The organism is Vibrio sp. 1978, assembly GCF_033344345.1.
The window spans coordinates 1-710 of the sequence record NZ_JAWPOP010000447.1; the positions used below are offsets into that span (position 1 = coordinate 1).

General features: G+C 48.5%; 1 protein-coding gene. It reads right to left on the reverse strand.

The genetic code is table 11. The features are described from left to right. Positions 1 to 191: 191 nt before the first annotated feature. A partial coding sequence (locus R8N49_RS27150) for a GlyGly-CTERM sorting domain-containing protein (protein WP_318190454.1) occupies positions 192 to 710 on the reverse strand: 519 nt, incomplete at its 5' end.

The window sequence follows — 710 nt, forward strand, 5'->3', positions numbered from 1 at the left end:
ATGATCAACAACATAGCGTGTCGGCTGCTCCAATCCGTTTTGGCAAGGCTTAAGGATCAATTGTCTGGTTTACCACAATTGAGGGCGGTATTTTGCAACACCCAAGTAGAAAGGCAAGTCTTTGCGCAATAAAAAGGCCAGCATCGGCTGGCCTTTGAGTTTTACAGCTATGTTTTTAGGACAGGAGTGGCTTAACGGCGGCGGCGGAACAAGCCAAGTCCAAGCATTGCTAGCAGTGCACCAAACCCAAACGAACCACCATCAGAGTCTTTCGAATCTGTGGTGCCCGTTTCAGGTTGAGTCATAGAGACTGCACGGGCAGAGCTAAACTTAACGACGTTGCCAGTCGAGTCTGTCACTTTCTCTTCCAGTTGGTAGTTACCTTGCTCTGGCGCCTGTTCAAACTCAACATTCACGCTGCGCGCTTTAATGTCCGTTTGATCTAAAGTCTTGCTCGCTGAGTAAGCTTTCGCGTCACTACTTACAGCGGTAGCTTGAGTCGCGACGGTTAAGCTAACAGTCACGATGTCACCTGCAACCGCGTTTGGTGGCAAACGTACATCTACCGCTAAATTTTCACCCGCTTTCGGTAAATCGATATCCGTATCAGGTAAATCAATCGCGATGATCACAGGATCGTGGTCAGATGCCGAGAACGCGTCTTTGTATTTCGGCATATCACCTGTGTATTTGCTGCCGTACTCAAACAA